Raw genomic sequence first — 20698 nt, 5'->3', positions numbered from 1 at the left:
TGTGTGCCTTTACGTGAGTTTAATATATGCAAATGTGAGCGATCGCAATCTGTAGCAAAACTACTTTCTTTCGGGATGGTCTATCTCTTCTTGGGAAGGCGTACCCATAGAGTTAATTGTGCTAATCATCTGATACAAACGTCCCAAATCTCGCTGATTGAAATTCAAAATTAAGCGAGGTAATTCTAGAGTTTCGTCTTGACCTTCTTGGGGTAAAGCCTGGGTTTTTTCAATTTTTCCTTTGACTAGAATATCGCTAAATTCATCATTCAGTCGCTCAACTTCAGCATCAGATAATTCACAACTGAGGCGAATTATCAACTGATTAGATACATAGCGGCTGGAGTGATAAACTTTGTAAAAACGTCTGATGGCATCATAAGCCACTTCTAGGTTATCAGTGACAGTGTAGAGGCTGGGGTCTTCAGGACTCACAAGACCTTTTTGCACCAGTTGTTTATCGATATATTCACTCCAAGCACGCCAATAATCTCCCCCAGGGTGGTCAATTAAAACTAGAGGAACAGGCCCAAATTTCCCAGTTTGGCTTAAAGTCATGCACTCAAAGGCTTCATCTTGAGTACCAAACCCACCGGGGAATAATGCCACAGCATCGCTTTCTTTGAGCAAGAACAGCTTACGAGTGAAAAAATACTTAAAGTTAATTAATTTGGGATCGCCTTCAATAATGGGGTTTGCTTGTTGCTCAAATGGTAGCTGAATATTCAACCCAAAAGAATTTTCTCGTCCTGCACCTTCATGACCCGCCTGCATGATACCACCGCCGCCGCCTGTCATCACCATGAATCCCATCTGCGATACATTGCGAGCAAATTCCATTGCCATTTGATACTCTGGCGTTGCGGATGAGAGACGGGCTGAACCGAAAATAGTTATTTTCCGCACATGACGGTAGTTGTAAAATAACTCAAAGCCTCGCTCCATATCAGCTAAGGCCGAAGACAATATCTTCCAATCAAGCCTGTCAATGTCACTACTACCGAGGCGAATAATGGTAGCGAGCGCTTGCTGGATATACTGCCGATTGTTTAACGTTGGTAGGCGATCGAATAATTCAATAATATCCGCTTGCAGGGATTCTAGTGTGTCAAACGACGCAGATGAGGTCATGGGAGATGCTGGCGCAATGGCACTACATTGTACCTAATTTTTGGGTAATATTCATAATCTTGTCTCAATCCGTTAGGACTGGCGCACAAAGTTTCCCTGTGGAGACTGGGTGAAGGGGTGTAATACCATTTCACGAAAAATATGATACAGATGTAAACCCTGAAAGCTTTGCTGTATCTAAGTTTTTCAATTGCGTTAGCGCAGCGTTAGCGACGAAGGAGCGTCATTGCGTTAGCGCAGCGTTAGCGAGCCTGCGAGCGTCATTGCGAATTGGTATAAGGATAGGGAGTGAATCATTTTTCATCAATACACCCTTGCACCCTTTGTGCAAAAACAAAGCCCCTTGCTTGATGTGCTTGCAGGGGCAAAAGAAGAGTAAAGGCATTAAATTCAATTATTTTCAAAGTTACGTACAGTCTTTAACATTCGTAAGTTTTTGCGCTTAGTTGTCTTATGATTCATTATATAGTTGTCGGCATAACGAAAAGCCGAAGCGCAATCATAAGCGGCTATAGCCACAGCTTGTAAAAAAACCTGTAAAGGAATTTCAAAACGAGAAATTCTTTCTGTTAACAATAGTAATTCCCCATCTGTTGCAGGTACAGCAACTTCTTCTGCCCATTCTGGCTCATTAAAAATGTCATCAATTAGCACTTTGGACATTTTGTACCTCCCCTAAAGCATATGAAGCGAAACCTGCGATAAAATTCAATTGTTCCTCACGAGTTTGTAGGTTTAAAGGGAGTTCAGCACTGGGAAATCCTAACTCATTGAGGATATTTAAACAGTAGGCACTGGTTTGACTATACGAAGCTTGCTCCCACTTGTGAGCAAATTCTTTTCCCATTTCTAGATTGACTCTAAATCGCATCGCAGGGCTGGTCATAAAAGCACCCTAAATAATCTGGTTATTCGCAGTTTTGATCAGAACCCCATTTCAACGTAACCGTGATTTTGCTGAATTTATGAAGATGGGCTATGGGAATATCAGTGCAGTTGCGTAATAAGCAGACGAGTGACACGGAGACAGCTTAAGTAAAGATAGAAATTTTTGGATGAAGTTACACTGAGGTACGGACAGAAAAATTTAAGTTGAAATTCTCCAGTCTAAAGTATAAAAAATCTCATTTCAGACTTCATACTTCACGTTGCATACTTTCAGTTATGACTGATTAATTTGCACTTCTTCTGCAACACGTTTTAGTCGGCGTAGTTGAGCTTGCATATCTTCTTTTGTCCAAGACGCAGCAAAGTTATTGAAACCCCAACTTACTATCGGGTTTGGTATAATAAATTCAAAGCGATTGAACAAACGTGTTCCTTGTTCTACTGGTTGACATTCCCAGCGATCGCGTCCTTGAAAAAATCCCTGAAATTCCCACACAATTAAACCAGGTTGCCTTTCTAAAACAACACTGTTAAGTGTCGGTTGAATCACAGGAATTTGAATGACAAAGCGACTCTGCGCGCCTGTATCTGTACTCCAAATTTCACCGACAGGTTCGCAGCGTAGCACAGGATTTAGCCAGCGATGCATCAAAGCTAAATCAGTAATACAGCGTTCTACAACTGCAGAAGTGGCGTTGATTTGAATTGATTGTTCAAAAACTTGAGTCATGCCAGATTGTTCATCCTGTTGCTGCCCTTAGATTACCTCAAAACTTGGTATTCTCCACAAGCTAAATTTATGTGACAACAGTAGGATTCTCAATTAGCTGAAAATTAAGTTATTAAAGTAACAATATATTATTCAAATTTAAAAATCATTTCTTATTTTTAACAAATATATAGAAGTCAGATTTTTCTATTCCCTGTTCTTTGTTAAGTGCCTACACAAGTATGTTCAGTCATCAAATCAGATTCTTTTAGCCATCCTAAATAAGTAATAAATAAGTCTAATATTCCTGGTTGTCGCGGATTGTTAAGAAATCAAATGAGGATGACTATATATTTTTCCTATGTTTACTGGTAAATTGATACACAAAATTAGCGTGAACTTACTAGAGTGTTGTTTCTCCGAAACAAATTCACTTTACTGGGTTTACACAATTTTCTTGGTAAAAATATCACCATAGTTCTAGAAAACCATGAACACAACTTGGCCAGTAATAACCCAGTTGATAGACATAGGTTTGTCGATAACAGGGCAGCAAATGTTAGCACAGTCGCCCCTACCACAGGTACAACCAGGAGTTAACCAAGGACTTGCAGATTTGCAAGGAATTGGACAACAAGTTATTCTGTATACTCCTAGATTGCTAGGAGCCGCAGCAATTTTATTAGTTGGGATACTGATTGCTGCTATATTTGCCGCCGTCATTAGAAGCATCCTCAACCGCACAAATATCGATAACCGCATCGCCGCAGGTGTAACAGGACGCAGGGATGTTCCCCAAGTGGAGAAATTCATCTCCAGTTTGGTTTTTTGGAGCATCATTTTACTGACGGTAGTAGCTGTATTACAAGCCCTAGGACTGGAAGTCGCATCTCGCCCGCTCAATAATTTCCTTGACCAATTGATTGGCTTTTTGCCAAAGGTGGTGGGTGCAGGAGTAATTTTAGGCGTTGCTTGGGTTTTAGCCAGCATCGTTAAAATTGTGACTTTACGTGGTTTGCAGGCTCTGAATTTAGACGAGCGATTAAATCAGCAATCGCCTGAAGATTCAATCAGCCTCGATCGCATCTCTTTTAGCGAGACGATCGCCAATGCTTTATACTGGTTTATCTTTTTACTATTCCTGGTTCCCGTTCTCGATACTTTGGGACTGAGACAGGCTTTATTACCAGTACAATCGCTGATTACAGAAATTCTGTCAATATTGCCTAATATTTTGGCAGCAATTTTAATTGCAGTATTTGGCTGGTTCCTCGCTAATATAGTCCGGCGAATTGTCACTAACTTGTTAACAACAACTGGCATAGATCATTTAGGTAGTCGATTTGGACTTTCTTCTTCTACGGGTGTTCAGTCTTTATCAACAATTATTGGCACAATTGTTTATGTTTTAATTCTGATTCCTGTTGCGATCGCTGCTCTCAATGCTTTAAAAATTGAGGCAATATCTGTGCCAGCAATTACAATGCTGCAACAGATTCTGAACACTTTGCCTGCCATCTTTACTGCTGCCGCCATTTTAATTATTGCCTTTTTCTTCGGCCGCTTTGTTGCAGATTTAGTCACAAGTATTTTGACTAGTTTAGGTTTCAATAATATTTTTGCGGTGTTAGGTTTACCCTCACCAACTAGGCCAACAGACTATTCTGAAACTGCACCAAGCGCACCAATTCGCACGCCTTCAGAAATTGCAGGCATTGTGACTTTAGTAGGCATTATGTTGTTCGCAACAGTGGCCGCAGTGAATATCTTGAATATTCCGGCTTTAACTACACTAGTTACGGGCATTTTAATTATTTTGGGGCGAATTCTAGCTGGATTAGTGGTGTTTGCAGTCGGTTTATTTTTGGCAAATCTCGCTTTTAACTTAATTAGTAGTTCTGGCGATCGCCAAGCGAGAATATTAGCTCAAGTAGCAAGAATTGCTATCATTACTTTAGTGTCAGCAATGGCATTACAACAGATTGGCGTTGCTAGCGATATTGTGAATTTAGCATTTGGGTTGCTACTTGGTGCGATCGCTGTTGCCATTGCTTTAGCTTTTGGTCTTGGTGGTCGAGATATTGCTAAAGAGCAAGTAAGAGAGTGGTTGGATTCTTTTAAGAACAAGAGTTAAATCTCATAATTTAGAATGCCAATACACTCTGATTACGCATTACATATCTCTGCATCAAAACTTTAATTAGTTTCTTGTCAGTTCAACCTGAAAACTAAAAAATTAGAGCTTTGAACTTGGATGTTTATGTTAAAAACTTGAGCTTCCAAGTTCAAAGTTTAAGATTTGCATTCCTTAACTCTAATTTTTATACTTATTGTCATAAATAGAGGTCGTCTGAAGCTAATTGTATTTGAGCCTTACACGGAGGTTATTCTTAAATGGATACCCTAGAAAACTATCGCCAAACCATTGAAAAAATTTTAGTTGAGTATGCTGCTATTCCTTACGCTTATGGCGAAATTAAAACTGAAGTTGTTTTTGATCGTAACAGCGATCGCTATTTGTTAGTCAACGTAGGATGGGATAGAGGGCAACGAGTACATGGTTGTATTGTTCATATCGATATTATCGATGGTAAAATCTGGATTCAGCGGGATGGAACCGAACATGGTATTGCTGGTGATTTAACCGAAGCTGGAATTCCCAACAACCATATTGTTTTAGGTTTTCGAGAACCTGAACTCAGACAATATACAGGTTATGCTACAGCTTAGATATTTGTAATAAATAAACCAACTTATAGCAATCTCTACTTTGACTGTTTAACTTTTAACTTCAATTGCAACTCATCCTTAATCCGGTTGAGAATTGAAGCTTCATCGAGGTTGGCTAAAATCTTACTAATTACGGCTTTTGGCCCCTCTGGCCCCCAAGTTGCACCATTAGCTAAATAAGCTTTCGTTACTTGCCCGATACCATAAGAAGACACACCAGCTACACCTGCTTGTGTGAGGGCGACGGTGACATAAGGTGCAAGGGTAGCACCTGCTGTGGCTGGTGCAGAGATACCCAGTAAGGTTTTTAAACCACTCAAACCTAAGTTTGCGAGTAATTCACTAACACCAATACCACCCATACTAAGGGCAATTCTTTGTAGCAGTTTGACTGCACCTGCTTCAGTCATAGGTATGGCGTAGAGTTTGGATAAACCAAGAATTAAAACAATATCAATGACGATGCTACTAAGTATATCTACTACTGTAACCGGATTGAGTGCGATCGCCACTGCTTTCGTCATCACCGCTTTCCAAATCAACTGATTAGCATTCTGTTCCCGAATGATGAGTTTACGCTGTACCAATTGCTCATTTACGGTGTCTGCATACAGCATAGAGTTTAGCGCAACTAAAGCTTTACCTTCGCGTTGTAAAATCTCTAATATTTTTAGCTTCAATTCTTCTACTTGAGCATTTCCTGTTCGCAGCTGCAAACCTCTACTACCATCAGGACGAACCACCGCAGTTTTTACTAGTGGTGATGCAGCAGACATCACAATTTCTAGAGGGGTGAGTAATTCTTTGACCCTTTCATCTCGAATTTTCTCATAAATTGCCAGGCGATCGGCTTGGGGATATTGATCTACTTTGTTAAACACCAAAATTATCGGTTTTCCTGCTTCTCGTAACTGAGACAAAGCTTGGTGTTCTATTTTGGTCATGTCTCCCGAAATCACAAACAAAATTAAATCTGCTTGTTTGGCTATTTGTTCTGCCAAAGCGGCACGAGTGTCACCGTCAATTTCATCTAACCCAGGCGTATCAATTAACTCTACTTGCGATTGTCCCACACTCGGCAAAGTCACACGCAAAGCCTTTTCTGTCGCCCCAATTAGTTCTTCGTGAATACTCCAATTTACTCGTTGGGCGGCCCGAGTCACACCATGCAAAGGCCCAGTCTCAAACACTGGCTGTCCCACCAAAGCGTTGAGTAAAGAAGACTTACCCCGTCCTACCATACCAAAAGCGGCAATTTGCACAACCATCCGGTCTAATTTCGCTAGCATAATTTCTAAATCAGCTATTTCTGTCTCCAAGCCTGCTTTTTCTGGTGGTGTCAGGTCAAGATTCGCTACCAAGTTTCGCAGTGCTGTTTGGGCTTGTTTGTAATTCAGTTCCGCCTGAATATCTTCAAAGCTAAAAATAGCATTATCTAATTCTTCCTCCCAGTTGAGAGAATTAGCATCGGTGTTATCTGCATCACTAGGATAAGGATCTGGCACTGGCAATGTCGAACTCATAGCAAATTTAGATTAGTTGACATCTTGCACCAAATCAATGACTTAGAACCCACGCAGACAGGTTTTGCCTGTGTAGCCAAGACTTCAGTTGCTAGGTGTAAGATATGTGTTAGCAAAATCGGCTCTTAATATTGGCCTTATTTCTTATCCTAGTTATTTTTGCGGCTTTCTGGAGCCGAACCCCCGATTTTTCGTTTTCATACGTTCAGTTCTATGAATCCTGAATCAACTGAACTGAGCTTGACAAATAATGCAGGTATGGCAACTGCTGAAGAACTGCACCGAGCGACACGAGTTGCCCAAGATACCTTTATTAGTAAGGTAATTACTACGGCTGAGTGGATGAAGAGTGTGGAAAGTAGCGATCGCATACACCTAGTCTTAGCTTAACAAAATGCGGCGCTTGATATCCAAATAGACTTGATAGTTCTCCGTCTAGCTCTAAGCTAGGCTTTTAGCTTTTAAAAAGCGACCCAAAAAGTTCTAGACTGAAAAATGCATCTATTAGCTTTAGGAACTTAACCATATCACCTGTGCGGAAAATCGTTATTGCCGGTAACTGGAAAATGTTTAAAACCCAGGCAGAAACTCAAGATTTCTTACAAGGGTTTCTGCCTCATTTAGATGAAACTCCCTCAGGGAGAGAAGTACTATTATGTCCGCCTTTCACAGATTTAAGCATTTTGTCTAAAAGTTTGCATGGCAGTCGTGTACAACTGGGAGCGCAAAATGTTCATTGGGAAGAAAATGGAGCCTACACTGGTGAAATTGCTGCTCCCATGCTCGTAGAAATTGGTGTGCGTTATGTAATTGTTGGTCATAGCGAAAGGCGGCAATTTTTTGGGGAAACAGACGAGACAGTTAATCTACGTCTAAAAGCTGCTCAAAAATATGGTTTGACTCCAATTCTTTGTGTAGGCGAAACCAAACAGCAACGAGATGCGGGCGAAACTGAATCACTAATTACGACTCAGCTAGAAAAAGACCTAGTAAATGTAGATCAAGATAATTTGGTGATTGCCTACGAACCAATTTGGGCAATTGGTACTGGTGACACCTGTGAAACAAACGAAGCTAGTCGAGTTATTGGCTTAATTCGCAGTCAGCTAAAAAATCCTAATGTTCCCATTCAATATGGTGGTTCAGTGAAGCCAAATAATATTGATGAAATCATGGCTCAACCAGAAATTGATGGCGTGCTTGTGGGCGGAGCTAGTCTGGAACCTGCGAGTTTTGCCAGGATTGTCAACTATCATCAATAATCTCATATCCAACGCCTTTTCCCTGGCTTGTCCAGGGAATGGGTTAAGTAAGTCAAAAGTCCAAAGTTAAAGAATATTAATGCAGCATATCTGAAGAAAAACTTTATATGTCAGGGAATTTGATCATTCGAGAGCGTTGTTTCAATTGGGGACAGCGTACTTATTTAATGGGAATTTTGAATATAACACCTGATAGTTTTAGTGATGGTGGTGATTTTAATAGTACTTCTGCGGCTTTAGCTCAAGCTTGGGCAATGGTGGCTGCTGGTGTTGACATTATTGATGTGGGTGGACAATCAACTCGTCCAGGCGCAGAGCAAATTACCCTAGCCGCAGAATTAGAACGGGTGGTTCCGGTTGTCGAACTTTTGCGCTCGGAAATGACAGTTCCCATCTCTGTAGATACCACTAGGGCTGCTGTAGCTAAAGCAGCAATCAACGCCGGAGCAGATATAGTCAATGATATTTCTGGTGGTACATTTGACCCTGATATGTTGCCCACAGTTGCGAGTTTAGATGTGCCAATTGTCTTAATGCACATCAAAGGAACACCACAGACGATGCAACAAATGACGGAATATCAGGATTTGTTTGGGGAAATTTCTAGTTTTTTGACACAACAAATTAACGCAGCAACCAAAGCAGGTGTTGATTTAGAAAAAATTATTATTGACCCTGGCATTGGTTTTGCGAAGAATTACGAACAGAATTTAGAGATTTTGCGTGAGTTGCGATCGCTCGCCGCCATGAATTGCCCTATCTTGGTAGGAACATCTCGTAAAAGTTTTATTGGTCGGATTTTAAATCAACCAGAACCCAAAGCACGCGTTTGGGGAACAGCAGCGGCTTGCTGTGCTGCTATTGCTAACGGTGCTGATATCCTGCGAGTTCACGATGTTAAAGAAATGCGTGAAGTCTCACTAGTGGCTGATGCACTATTCCGACACAGCTAAAATTTTTTGACTTTTACCTTTCATTAGTGCCATTCTCAGAGCCATTGCCGTTACCTTCTGTACTGACAGTATCACCCAGCATTTGATCTAAGGCTCCTTCGGATATGCCTGGGTTAAGAAAAACGATTTTGGCGTTATTACTAGCACCAAGTCTTTGACTCGCTTCTACTTGTTCTTGGGCTACCAGATACCTGAGAATTTCTCTAGTTTCTGGTTTAGCTGTGACAGCTTCCGAAAGTATGCGAATTGATTCTTTAGTAGCTTCGGCTCTTTTAATTGCAGCTTGACGTTCCCCTTCGGCTTCCGAAATGGCAGCTTGCTTTCTGATTTCGGCTGCTTGTTGTTCTGCCATTGACTTCTGCACGCTTTCTGGTGGGGTGATACTTTGAATATCAACTCGGATAATCTTCACACCCCATTTTTTACTGGTTTCATTGACAGATTGCAACAGAGATTGATTCATCTGGTTTCTGGCGGAAATCGTTTCCGATAAGCTTCTATCGGCAATGTGAGTGCGGAGTTCAACTGTGACTAAGTTAGATAAAGCAACTTGCATATCATCAACTTTATAAAAGCTGTCCTCCATATTGGTGATTTGCCAAGTGACCACACCATCAACTTCTAAGTAAACGTTATCTTTAGTAATTACTTTCTGCGGCTTAACATCTAAAATCTGCTCTCTTGTGGTGTCTTCCATCACAATTTGATCCACAAAAGGCACAATAAAGTTCAAACCAGGCCTCAGTGTGCGGTGTTTCTGCCCTAAGCGTTCCACAAGGGCTTCATTCCCTTCATTAATAATTTTGGCAGATCCTAATGCATAGCCTACAAGTGCTAAGACTATGGCAATAATTGGCTCCATAGATGCTCCTATTTAAATTTTGTCCGAATTTAGTCTTAAGGATATGGTATTGTGTCCTACCTTTTAGTCTAATCTTAGGAATTTGTGCTTTTCTCAACATTAGCTAACAGAACTAGGACGGAAGCACAAAGATTTTGGCTTGAGTTTAGGGGTGTAAAAGTTGTGGATATCTACAACTCTCATACCCTATACTCACCTCAACCCTTGAGTTTTGGTGGTCAGGCGTAAGTCCTCAGGATGTACATCTATACATTTGTTGCGTTTTATGCAAACAAACATATGGCAGAATGCGATCGTTATTAAAGCATCTTGATAACATACTGGCAAGAAATTTACAGTAGAGGACAGGGCATAAGGTAAAAACGCCGGTTTCTGTTGAAGTTTTATCATCTTTTGAGTTCTAAATTACCTTAGCGGCTGCTAATTTTATTTGACTGCTAAATTCAGCCAAGGCTTGATAGTTGTGGGTAATTCAGCATTCAGGCGTAAGGGGATCTCTGGTGTAGATAAAGACTGTGCGTATGCGGAAGTTAAAAATGGTTGGTAAGTTTTAGCTTCTGGTGTCAGTTGTTTAATAAAGGCTAAACTAACTCCTTGAATTAGCTGGCGTAAAGGCTGGACAGCTTGGCCTCGCTTTTCTTGAATAACTTGGGCAAATTCGCTAACTGGATATGCGGGGTCAACAATACTTAAATGAGTAGCACCAATGGCGGTTAACAAATATTTTTCACTCCGCAATTGCGTAAAAGGTCTGAGTTGGTGTGTTAAAGCTGGTGTTAACGCATCTTCGGTGGCTGTGAGCATTAACACAGGCTGATTAATGCGTGATAGCCCTTGTTTACCAAAAAGTGTACCGATAAGTGGGTTAAGCGCGATCGCACTTTTGACTCGTTCATCCCGCAACTGCAATTTTTTATCTTTTAAAGACGCAGCTGCACACTGTAACCAATCACCAGGAGCTTCTGCAACGCTTAAAGAAGTTTTACAAAACTGGCGCACTTCATCTAAATTGACTTCTCCACCGACCAAAGCTAAAGCGGTATAACCTCCTAAAGAGTGACCAATAACAGTCACTTTCTCTGTGTTAAATTTCCCTTGTAATTGTCCTGGTTGACGATTAATAGTCGCTAATTCATTCAGTAAAAAGCTAATATCTTTCGGTCTATTCATAAATTCTGTAGCTGGTAGCAGTTTTGCTAAATCGCCTTGATTTGCAGCATTTGTAATGGCGACGGCGTTACTACCAGGATGTTCAACAGCGACCACAGTAATACCATAAGCAGCTAAATGACGCGCTAAATAGCTAGCAAATTTACGGTTAGCACCAAAGCCGTGGGAAATGATGACCAAGGGCGCAGTCTTATCTGTTTTTGGACTGGTATAAATATCTACAGAAATATTGCGTTGTCTTTGTTTGTCTGGAAAAGTGAGTGTCTGCTGCTGTACCTCTTCTTTGCCAGGGGCAGCAGGATTAAAATTAGCCTGAAAAGGTGTATTTGTTTTAACTGCTAAATCTCTGGCTAACAAACTGCCTAAGGCTTGGCTTTGCAAGTTGTTAGGGTTAAATTCGCTAGCAATTTGTAATAGTTGAGTTGCATCTAGATCAATATTTGCGGTTGGGTAGGCTTTGAGAAAACTAACTACACTCAAACCATTGACTTGACGCAGACCAATGCTAATCGCTGCTTGTAAGCTTTCTGATGTACTGCCGGGAATAGCAGTTTCTAAGGATGTTAAAAATTGTTTGCCCTGTGGCAGTAGTACTATTTCATCAACGAATTTATCAGCGAATTTGGGATCGACTTGCAACCGCCGATTTAGTAGTCTTCTGAGTTCAGGAGTTAATAAAGATTCATAGGCTTGCAGTGATTTGGGTAGTGTACCAGTTTTGGCAAATTTTTCTAAATCAGCGATCGCCACAGATTGCTGAAAAGGGCCAAAGCGAATAGTTACGGTTTCTGCGGCTATAGTGCTGGGTATTGCCACACCCCAACCCAAAATCAGACTCCCAATAAATAACAATCCTTGCAGGCGAGAAAGCTTGCAAGGGTTTTTGCTTGTTTGAAACTGCAAAGAAGCTGCCATTTTCTTTGAACCAAAAGATTACCAGCTATGGGGACGCATAAACAATAATGATTGTCCCCAATAATTTAGCTGTATCTTAAGTTAAATTCCCAATCCAAATAATCTCAGGAAGTTAAAAATAATTCCAAAGGGAGTTGCGATCGTACTTAGCGAATCTCCAGTTTTGGTAACGCCGTTACGGCTGACTAATATCACATCGTTATTCCGCAGGATAGGATTACTCTCTTCGTTAATTCCATCCGCTAAATTGACTTTAACAACGCGCTTGGTTACAGAACCATCTGGATTTAAGCGAATTAAGTCTACAGCCGCTCTGCTAGCTCTAGCATCGTTAAATCCCCCAGCAGCCAGTAATGCTTGGTTTAAAGAACTATTAGGTTTAAGTTCTGTAGCACCTGGTCGTTTAACTTCACCGACAACACCGACTTGAATTGTATTCGGCGATAAAGTTGTATTAGCTAATTGGGTAGCTTCTGCTGTATTTAAATCAGTGGCAGTAGGAATGACGATGGTATCGCCGTCTTGAACAACAATATCTTGATTGACATCACCACTTTGGAGTAATTGCCAGAGATTGACATCAATCACTTGTTCGCCGCCAGTTCTAGTGGGGCGACGGAGTTTCAGGTTACGAACGTCAGCTTGGCCTGTAATTCCGCCTGCGATTTGAATTGCTCTTGTAACTGTGGGTAAACCACCACCGGCTGCTGCTGTTCCTTCTCCACCGCCACCTGCTGTTACTAAATACGAACCAGGACGATTGACTTCACCAATAATCGCCACAGTGCGAGGTGTGCTAGGACTAGCGGCAAAGTTAGCGGCGGCTAAATTTCTGGCGGTGGTTTTGTCAAAGCTAGTTGCTGTAGGTACAAAAATAGTGTCACCGTCCCGTAAGGTAATATCTTGACCTACCTGACCTGTTTGTACAGCATTTTGTAAGTTGAGAGTTACAAGTTGCTCACCACTGCGTCCGATTTTTCGCCGTACTTGTACTTGGGTGACATCTGCTGCTAAGGTTACGCCTTGAGCGGTAGTTAATGCTGCTAATACAGTTGGGTATTGTACGCCAGGATTATCGCCTGCACCGCCACTCAAGCTGAGGGTGTAAGAGCCTGGTCGGGTAACTTCGCCCGCGACAAAGATATTAATGGGGCGTGGTGATAATAAGTTGACAGAAATTAAAGGACGTTTTAAATAACGGGAGTATCTTCTAGCAATTTCATCAGCAGCTTGTTCGGTGGTTAAACCTAGAACTGGAACACTGCCAATTAGTGGTAAATTAACTGCGCCACCAGGAGGAATTTGATATTCTCCGGTGTATTCTGGTACTTCAAATACGTTAACGCGTATGCGATCGCCGCCGCCTAAGGTGTAATTAGTATCTAGTTGTTGTGATGTTGGTGTTACCTGTGGAGGAGTCTGCTGTATGACTCGTGGCCTAACTGGTGATACTGGTTGTTGTGTTGGTATTACCGGTTGTCCCTGAGCTAGGCTGACGGGCGACACAGCTAGATTAATAGCTGAACAAAAAGCCACACCCATAATTGGCTGGGTGAGGGATTTCCATAAACCTGTATTAAGCATATTTACCTTAGACTCTGAGACTACGATCGGCAAAGTACTGTCTAAACATTTATTTTGACTATACTTAAGTATCTCGTTTCCCGACAATTTTATTTTCTTAGTAAGATACTATTTTCCGGAAGCATAATTATTTATCACATTTGAATTTTTAGTGAAGTTAATTTAAAGTTAATAACACGTAGACATAAAATTTACCATTACCGAGACTAGATTTTCTAGAGTAAAAAAGTATATTTAGCATTTGTATTTAATCTAGAAAAATTACTGGGATCAATTTCCGAGTGAATTTCCACAAAGAGATCCCCAACTTATTAAATCAATTGGGGATCTGAGAATTTTGATTTTCAAGTAATTATTTAACTGTTATGTTTTTGTTGTTCTAGTTGGGCAATAAAAAAGTCTTCTAAGGAGTAACGCGATAAATCCAGAGAAATAATTTGACCTGACATTAAGCGCAGACTATCAAGAAAATCATAATAATCTTCTTGTAGCGTTCCTTGCCAAGAACCATCATGGCTAAATGCAAGATTAGCAAGCCATTTTTGCAAAACTTGGCGATCGCCGCCTCTACCTTTGATGTGGTAAGTATTACTACTACCTAACAATTCCTGAAGAGAACCCGCACAAATTAGTTCCCCTTTAGAGAGGATAGCAATGCGATCGCAAATTTGCTCTACCTCACTTAAAATGTGGCTATTAAAGAAAATTGTTTTACCTGCGGCTTTGAGTCCCAAAATAATTTCGCGCATTTGATAGCGTCCGAGTGGGTCAAGACCAGACATAGGCTCATCAAGGAAAATCACCTCTGGGTCGTTAATTAAGGCTTGCGCCATACCAACACGCTGTAACATCCCTTTAGAATAGCGACGCATTTGTTTTTTACGCGCATCAGCTAAAGGTAGACCCACTAATTCCAACAGTTGGGGAATGCGATCGCGCTGTACATTCCTCGGGATTTGGAAAATTCCCGCCGCTAACTCTAAAAATTCCCACCCAGTCAAATAATCGTATAAATAGGGGTTTTCTGGCAGATAGCCGATGCGTTGTTTAATTTGGCGATCGCCCAATGGCTGACCCAATAATAAACCCCGCCCTGCAGTCGGGCGGATAATTCCTAGCAACAGTTTTAATAAAGTAGTTTTACCTGCACCATTTGGCCCTAATAACCCAAAAGTTTCCCCCCGATAAACTGTTAAAGAACAGCCTTTAAGAGATACGACTTTTTGATTGAGCCAAAAACCACTGCGATAGACTTTTCGTAAATCAAAAGTTGCAACAACAGACGGATTATCAATAGGATGCGGTTGAGATTCTTGGTTATCTATAATAGACTTCATATTAGTTTGAACAAGACTACCAAAGTTATAACCGCAACTTTAAGTCAATGGTGAACAATAAAATCCCCGACTGCTTAAAGAAGTCGGGTATCTGGGAATCTCAATTTTCATAAATCAACTATGATTGCTATATATAGAAGGTCATTAGTTATCTATAAAATAAATGACCAATAACTAATGACTAATGACGAATTTATAAAACACCTTTAGAACTAGGAATTGTCCCAGCACGACGCGGATCAACTTCAATCGCCATTCGCACTGCTCTGGCAAACGCCTTAAATGTCGCTTCAATGATGTGATGGGAATTTATGCCATCTAATTGGCGAATGTGCAGTGTCATTTGGCTATGATTCACTAATGCCACAAAAAATTCCCGCACTAGTTGGGTGTCATAGGTTCCGACGCGCTGGGTCGGAATTTCTAAACCGTAACTCAGGTGAGGTCTGCCAGAAAAATCTAACGCTACCTGCACTAAAGCTTCATCTAATGGTGCTAAAAAGTTACCAAACCGGACAATACCTTTTCTATCACCTAAAGCTTTATGCAAAGCTTGACCTAAAGTAATGCCGACATCTTCATTAGTGTGATGGTCATCAATTTCCCAGTCACCCTTAGCTTTGATATCTAAATCAATCAAACCGTGGGAAGAAATTTGATGCAGCATATGATCTAAAAATGGTACACCAGTTGCCGCAGTGCATTTACCTGTGCCATCTAAGTTGATAGTTACTTGCACATCGGTTTCGCCAGTCACGCGATGAACAGAAGCAATACGCGCGGTGGTAATTGATGAAACTTGGTGCAGAAGAGAATCTTTGCTAGAAGTATCGCTAATTTGCATAGTTGTTAATAACGGAGTAGGGAGCGGGGAGTATGAAGTCTAAAGTTTCATACTTCATACTTCACACTTCATACTTTTGATTACATTCCCATAATTTCATATCCTGCATCCACGTACAGAACTTGCCCGGTAATACCGCTAGCTAAATCACTGCACAAGAAAGCCGCCGTATTACCTACTTCTTGTTGAGTTACTGTGCGACGCAGGGGTGCTACTTGTTCCACATGATGAATCATATCTAAAATGCCGCCGACTGCGGAAGATGCCAAAGTGCGAATTGGCCCGGCGGAGATGGCATTAACGCGAATATTGTTTGGCCCTAGTTCTGCTGCTAAATAACGCACACTAGCTTCTAAGCCTGCTTTGGCAACTCCCATCACGTTGTAATTAGGAATTGCTCTAACACCGCCAAGATATGACAGGGTAACAATGCTACCACCCTCTGTCATTAAAGGTTTAGCTGCACCGCTTAACTGTACTAACGAATAGGTACTAATTTCTAAAGCTGTATTAAAACCAGAACGGGAAGTATTACTAAAATCGCCGCTTAAATCATCTTTATTGGCAAATGCCAAACAGTGAATGAGGATATCTAGCTTGCCCCACTTGTCACGAACTGTTTCAAAGGTAGAGTGAATCTGTTCGTCGTTCTGCACATTACAAGGAACAAATAAGCTGGGGTTGAGAGGTTCTACCAATTCCGCAACTTTCTTTTCCATCTTGCCGCGTTCATCGCTTAAGTAAGTAATACCTAAATTAGCTCCAGCCGCGTGCAATTGTTGAGCAATACCCCAAGCAATGGAGCGATTATTGGCAATACCTGTAACAAGGGCGTTTTTTCCAGTCAGATTCAGCATACAAATTGTTAACGAGAGCGATCGTGATCAGGATGTCTGAGCAGTATCAAATATTTTCTTACTTTCTTCGATCCCTTTTACCGGAGATGATTCCAGCCTGAAAGTCTAAATTTTCTAGGGGAATTATAAGATACTTTAACTGCTTAGTGTATTATCAGGGACTTTTGAGACATCCTCTTAGGAGGATACTAGAATCTGAGGCCTGTTTTTCTTTATTTGGTACAGGATTTGTAAAAATAATATTTATGAGATGTGTTTGCTATTTAAAAAAATTGTCTGTGATTCCTGAAGTTATTCTCAAGATATCGTAAATTTTTTGGCAAAAAACCTGATGTCTAGGAGTTTGTAAGTACTTATAACAACTACTAGCTAAAAAGGCTAAAGATTATGTATCATTATGAACAAATAATGCTGGAGTTGAGTATTTGAGTATAGGAAAGTACAGAAAGGTTGACGGTGATTTATTGATTTTTCAGGTGTATTCTTAGGTAATCAGTTTCTTTGTTTTTCCGGCATTGGGTAGGGGAAGGGAGATGATCGTGACACAAGATAAAGCCCTAGCAAATGTTTTTCGTCAGATGGCAACTGGCGCGTTTCCGCCTGTTGTGGAAACGTTTGAACGCAATAAAACGATCTTTTTTCCTGGCGATCCTGCTGAACGAGTTTACTTTCTTTTGAAGGGTGCTGTAAAACTTTCTAGAGTGTACGAAGCAGGAGAAGAAATAACGGTCGCACTATTGCGGGAAAATAGTGTTTTTGGTGTTTTGTCTTTGCTGACGGGAAATAAGTCGGATAGGTTTTACCACGCTGTTGCATTTACCCCTGTAGAATTGCTGTCAGCCCCGATTGAACAAGTAGAGCAAGCACTCAAGGAAAATCCAGAGTTATCAATGTTGATGCTGCGGGGTCTATCTTCGCGGATTTTGCAGACAGAAATGATGATTGAAACTCTAGCTCACCGAGATATGGGTTCAAGATTGGTGAGTTTTTTATTAATTCTTTGTCGTGATTTTGGTGTTCCTTGTGCAGATGGCATCACAATTGATCTCAAGCTATCTCATCAGGCGATCGCCGAGGCAATTGGTTCTACTCGCGTGACTGTGACTAGATTACTTGGTGATTTACGTGAAAAGAAAATGATTTCTATTCACAAGAAGAAGATAACTGTGCATAAACCTGTTAGCTTAAGTAGACAGTTTACTTAAAAGCAATTGGAGGTCATGGAGTTGGCAAATTATGATGTTTTTACAGATAACACCTATAACTGGAGGTAATTCATCAATTGATTAATCTCCACTTTTGCCAATTACCCATCCTCCACAGACAATGGTCGAAAGTAGTAGGCTGTATCTGGAACCATTTCGGTAGCTGAAGATGACCACCGGGTACATCCTCATCGCAGCAATTTTAATTTTGGGAGGCGTAATTGCCACTGTGGGCGATCGCATCGGCACACGGGTTGGCAAAGCACGCCTCTCATTGTTTAAGCTGCGTCCTAAAAATACAGCTGTACTAGTCACTATCTTCACAGGTGGGTTGATTTCCGCATCAACTTTAGGAATTTTGTTTGCTGCTGATGAAGGTTTGCGAAAAGGCGTATTTGAGTTAGAAGATATTCAAAAAGACCTGAGAAACAAACGAGAACAACTTAAAACGGCAGAAACGCAAAAAAGTCAAGTAGAAACAGAGTTAAATCAAGCTCGCAAAGAGCAAACGAAAGCCCAGCAAGATTTACAGGCAATTAATAAATCTTTGCAAGCGGCTAACGCTAAACAACGACAAACTCAAGCGCAATTAAATTTAACCATTAGCCGTCAAGCTCAAACGCAAGCACAACTACAACGTACTCAAGGGCGGTTAAATCAAGTCGCAACGCAGTATCAACAAGCGAGATCGGAACTCCAAAGCGTCTATAACCAAAGACAGGCATTGCAAACAGCTGTTAAGCAACTAGAAGCAGAAAGGCGCAGACTTTACGCCGAAGCCAGAAAGGCAATTGATGAAGCCAAAACAGCCATTGCTACACGAGATCGAGAACTGGCTAACCGCCAAGAAATTATTGAACAACGCGATCGCAAAATTGCCGAACTAGATAAACTCATCCAAAATCGTAACGTCGAAATTGCCGCACGCGAACAAGTGATTGCCACACGCGAATCGCGGTTGAAAGAATTAGAAAAACAACAAGATTATTTAGAACAAGAAGTTGCCAGGCTAGAAAAGTACTATCAGTCTTATCAAGATTTGCGCTTAGGTAAACTGGCTGTGGTACGCGGTCAGGTCTTAGCGGGTGCGGTAATTCAAGTCAATCAAGCATCGGCGGCCCGCCAAGCAGTATTGCAACTTTTGGGTGATGCTAACCAAAATGCCCTCTTTCAATTAACTGAACCTGGTGTTACACCACAAAATACGCAAATACTACGCGTCACCGCAGAAAGAATTGAGCAGTTAATTAAACAGATAAGTGATGGTCGAGAATATGTAGTGCGAATTTTCTCGGCGGGAAATTACGTGAGAGGCGAAAAACAGATAGAATTTTTTGCAGATGCCGCTCGGAATATTTTAGTTTTTTCAGCAGGTGAAGTCCTAGCGACCACAAGCGCAGACCCCAAAACTATGACCTCTTATCAATTGCGGCAAAGACTAGATTTGCTCATATCGGCTTCGCAATTTCGGGCGCGGAATGCGGGGATTGTGGAAAGTGTGCAAATCGACGGTACTTTTCTCCGCTTCATCACTCAGTTGGGACAATCGCAAGAACCTTTAGATGTCAAAGCTGTAGCCGCAGAAGACACCTATACAGCCGGGCCTTTGCGAGTGAAGCTAATAGCCGTGCAGAACGGCAAAGTTATTTTCAGTACGTAAAATTTTCCTACTAGGTCAGCACTAAGAGGGAACGGGGCAAATTTTAAGATGAATTTCAATGAATTATCGCCAACTCAACCAGTTATTTTGGGCTTTGATCCTGGTAAAGATAAGTGCGGTCTAGCAATCATGGGATTGGATCGGCAATTGTATTTTCATCAGGTTGTGCCATCTTTAGATGCGATCGCTACTATCAATAAATTAAGACAAAGATTCCCTGTTTCTTTACTGGTGATGGGTAATCAAACTACAGCCAAGCGATGGAAACAACAATTACAGGCAGAATTATTACAACCATTAAATATCATGTTAGTAGATGAGCGATATTCCACATTAGAAGCACGCGATCGCTACTGGCAGATGTATCCGCCCCAAGGACTGACTAAACTATTACCAAAAGGAATGCGTCAACCACCAAGGCCAATTGATGATATTGTGGCAATTTTATTAATTGAAAGATATTTAAATCGTCTGACAGAATCTGTTAATAGTTAATCTTCAGCCATCTTGGACGCGTATTTGCCTTTGCTTACTCATTCAAGTTTATGAGGATGACTATAACTCTGCTCGAATAGTAAAAGCATAATCGCCTCCAGGTTCGAGCTGATAATCTTGTTTTTCTAAAAACCGACCTAGTGGTTCTTTAATTAACGCCCGACCTTGGGAAGGCTTAACAGAAAGTTCTCCACGGCGAAAATGCCATTGGAAATGCCACTCAAAGTCACCCGCACTGACTTCACCTTCAAGAAAGCCATGTTGCCAAGATTGGCGGGTGATTCTGACATGGGCAGTAGTTTCTGGCAAACGTTTTGTACTCACAATGCTTTAAATCAAGTGTGGGATAAAAGCTATCAATTGAGTCTACTTCTCAGTAGGCTATTTCTTTTATTTACCAAACTTAGCGTAAATCGACAAACTGACAAAGTGAGTATTTATGTCTCAATATGTAACCATCTGACTAATACCAATTTAATATGAAGCTGCATAGAATAGAGCTTCCAGGATAAAGTTATAAGAAGACACAGAAATTACCTGCTCAAATGTGAGTTGGTCAAAGATTTCTTGGAT

Annotated in this window: 20 protein-coding genes; 8 read left to right on the top strand and 12 right to left on the bottom strand. The window is 41.1% G+C overall.

Annotation, left to right across the window (positions count from 1 at the left end; translation table 11 throughout):
• Nucleotides 1-60: 60 nt before the first annotated feature.
• From H6G69_RS24240 to H6G69_RS24225, 4 genes are all read right to left on the bottom strand, one after another.
• Entirely contained in the window at nt 61-1131 is a 1071-nt protein-coding gene (locus H6G69_RS24240) for an LOG family protein (protein ID WP_190691678.1), read from the bottom strand.
• A gap of 390 nt (nt 1132-1521) precedes the next feature.
• Nucleotides 1522-1794: a hypothetical protein gene (locus H6G69_RS24235; RefSeq protein ID WP_190691677.1), complete on the bottom strand. Its 273-nt coding sequence runs from the start codon at nt 1792-1794 to the stop codon at nt 1522-1524.
• Nucleotides 1775-2017, bottom strand: coding sequence for a hypothetical protein (locus H6G69_RS24230; RefSeq protein WP_190691676.1), 243 nt, complete (start codon nt 2015-2017; stop codon nt 1775-1777). Before H6G69_RS24230 ends, H6G69_RS24235 begins: the two co-directional genes overlap by 20 nt.
• A 276-nt stretch (nt 2018-2293) precedes the next feature.
• Nucleotides 2294-2749: an SRPBCC family protein gene (locus tag H6G69_RS24225; RefSeq protein ID WP_190691675.1), complete on the bottom strand. Its 456-nt coding sequence runs from the start codon at nt 2747-2749 to the stop codon at nt 2294-2296.
• Between the two features lie 469 nt (nt 2750-3218).
• Here H6G69_RS24225 and H6G69_RS24220 point away from each other — a divergent pair, with 469 nt between their 5' ends.
• Complete coding sequence (locus tag H6G69_RS24220; RefSeq protein ID WP_190691674.1) at nt 3219-4862, top strand: mechanosensitive ion channel; 1644 nt, start codon at nt 3219-3221, stop codon at nt 4860-4862.
• Nucleotides 4863-5122: 260 nt separating this feature from the next.
• Nucleotides 5123-5458, top strand: coding sequence for a XisI protein (locus H6G69_RS24215; RefSeq protein ID WP_190691673.1), 336 nt, complete (start codon nt 5123-5125; stop codon nt 5456-5458).
• A gap of 35 nt (nt 5459-5493) precedes the next feature.
• Here H6G69_RS24215 and H6G69_RS24210 read toward each other — a convergent pair whose 3' ends face one another.
• Nucleotides 5494-6981, bottom strand: coding sequence for a GTP-binding protein (locus tag H6G69_RS24210; protein WP_190691672.1), 1488 nt, complete (start codon nt 6979-6981; stop codon nt 5494-5496).
• A gap of 213 nt (nt 6982-7194) precedes the next feature.
• On the opposite strand from H6G69_RS24210, the gene H6G69_RS24205 reads away from it, so the two are divergent.
• The 3 genes from H6G69_RS24205 (at nt 7195) to folP (ending at nt 9196) form a co-directional block, all read left to right on the top strand.
• Nucleotides 7195-7371 (top strand): hypothetical protein, encoded by a 177-nt coding sequence (locus H6G69_RS24205; protein ID WP_190691671.1) that lies wholly within the window; start codon nt 7195-7197, stop codon nt 7369-7371.
• Nucleotides 7372-7514: 143 nt separating this feature from the next.
• Nucleotides 7515-8243, top strand: a complete 729-nt coding sequence (gene tpiA / locus H6G69_RS24200; protein ID WP_190691670.1) for a triose-phosphate isomerase — start codon at nt 7515-7517, stop codon at nt 8241-8243.
• Between the two features lie 107 nt (nt 8244-8350).
• Nucleotides 8351-9196, top strand: a complete 846-nt coding sequence (folP, locus tag H6G69_RS24195) for a dihydropteroate synthase (RefSeq protein WP_190691669.1) — start codon at nt 8351-8353, stop codon at nt 9194-9196.
• 13 nt (nt 9197-9209) lie between these two features.
• Here folP and H6G69_RS24190 read toward each other — a convergent pair whose 3' ends face one another.
• From H6G69_RS24190 to fabI, 6 genes are all read right to left on the bottom strand, one after another.
• Nucleotides 9210-10058, bottom strand: a complete 849-nt coding sequence (locus tag H6G69_RS24190; RefSeq protein ID WP_190691668.1) for an SPFH domain-containing protein — start codon at nt 10056-10058, stop codon at nt 9210-9212.
• A 426-nt stretch (nt 10059-10484) separates the two neighbouring features.
• Complete coding sequence (locus tag H6G69_RS24185; RefSeq protein ID WP_190691667.1) at nt 10485-12143, bottom strand: alpha/beta hydrolase; 1659 nt, start codon at nt 12141-12143, stop codon at nt 10485-10487.
• An 81-nt stretch (nt 12144-12224) separates the two neighbouring features.
• The gene (locus tag H6G69_RS24180) at nt 12225-13727 is read right to left on the bottom strand and encodes an SLBB domain-containing protein (protein ID WP_190691666.1); all 1503 of its coding nucleotides are present in this window, start codon (nt 13725-13727) and stop codon (nt 12225-12227) included.
• A 356-nt stretch (nt 13728-14083) separates the two neighbouring features.
• Entirely contained in the window at nt 14084-15064 is a 981-nt protein-coding gene (locus H6G69_RS24175) for an ABC transporter ATP-binding protein (RefSeq protein WP_190691665.1), read from the bottom strand.
• A 193-nt stretch (nt 15065-15257) separates the two neighbouring features.
• A complete protein-coding gene (gene hisB, locus H6G69_RS24170; RefSeq protein WP_242072170.1) occupies nt 15258-15908 on the bottom strand; it encodes an imidazoleglycerol-phosphate dehydratase HisB in 651 nt (216 codons plus the stop codon).
• An 80-nt stretch (nt 15909-15988) separates the two neighbouring features.
• Nucleotides 15989-16765 carry an enoyl-ACP reductase FabI gene (fabI, locus tag H6G69_RS24165; RefSeq protein ID WP_190691664.1) on the bottom strand — a complete coding sequence of 259 codons (777 nt, stop codon included), beginning with the start codon at nt 16763-16765 and terminating at the stop codon, nt 15989-15991.
• 533 nt (nt 16766-17298) lie between these two features.
• On the opposite strand from fabI, the gene ntcA reads away from it, so the two are divergent.
• The 3 genes from ntcA to H6G69_RS24150 all read left to right on the top strand — a co-directional run bounded on the left by ntcA (nt 17299) and on the right by H6G69_RS24150 (nt 20125).
• Nucleotides 17299-17970: a global nitrogen regulator NtcA gene (gene ntcA / locus H6G69_RS24160; protein ID WP_015113299.1), complete on the top strand. Its 672-nt coding sequence runs from the start codon at nt 17299-17301 to the stop codon at nt 17968-17970.
• 169 nt (nt 17971-18139) lie between these two features.
• Nucleotides 18140-19630, top strand: coding sequence for a DUF3084 domain-containing protein (locus tag H6G69_RS24155; protein WP_190691663.1), 1491 nt, complete (start codon nt 18140-18142; stop codon nt 19628-19630).
• 48 nt (nt 19631-19678) lie between these two features.
• Nucleotides 19679-20125 carry a pre-16S rRNA-processing nuclease YqgF gene (locus tag H6G69_RS24150; RefSeq protein ID WP_190691662.1) on the top strand — a complete coding sequence of 149 codons (447 nt, stop codon included), beginning with the start codon at nt 19679-19681 and terminating at the stop codon, nt 20123-20125.
• A gap of 60 nt (nt 20126-20185) precedes the next feature.
• Here the strand turns inward: H6G69_RS24150 and H6G69_RS24145 are convergent, their stop codons facing one another.
• Nucleotides 20186-20449, bottom strand: a complete 264-nt coding sequence (locus H6G69_RS24145) for a DUF3146 family protein (protein WP_190691661.1) — start codon at nt 20447-20449, stop codon at nt 20186-20188.
• Between the last annotated feature and the right edge of the window lie 249 nt (nt 20450-20698).

Origin of the sequence: Nostoc sp. FACHB-110, from assembly GCF_014697425.1 — a bacterium.
Classification (GTDB): domain Bacteria; phylum Cyanobacteriota; class Cyanobacteriia; order Cyanobacteriales; family Nostocaceae; genus Nostoc_B.
This window is presented reverse-complemented; position numbering and strand designations above follow the sequence as displayed.